This window comes from Streptomyces sp. NRRL F-2664, from assembly GCF_000719345.1.
Taxonomy (GTDB): domain Bacteria; phylum Actinomycetota; class Actinomycetes; order Streptomycetales; family Streptomycetaceae; genus Streptomyces.
The window spans coordinates 1-213 of sequence record NZ_JOFX01000644.1 but is presented as its reverse complement, the minus strand read 5'-3'; the positions used below and the strand labels follow the sequence as shown (position 1 = coordinate 213).

Below are 213 nucleotides of genomic sequence, written 5' to 3'. Positions count from 1 at the left end.
ACCGACCAGGCCGGCCGCAGAACCGTTGCCTCCACCGACCCGTGGGGCCACACCAGCAGTGTGACCGGCCCCGACGGCACCACCGTCAAGACGGCCTCCGACATCGTGGCCGAAGCGGTCGCGCAGGGCGTCCTGGGCGCAGACCAGAAGGATGCCCCGCTGGCGGATGCGCGCGCGGTGTCCGTGCAGGACGCCGACACTGCGGCCCGGACC

At 73.7% G+C, this 213-nt stretch carries 1 protein-coding gene; it reads left to right on the top strand.

All coding sequences use genetic code 11. The annotated features are described in order from the left end of the window. Positions 1-213: hypothetical protein (locus IF89_RS40480; protein ID WP_043195260.1), on the top strand; the 213-nt coding region annotated here is incomplete at both ends.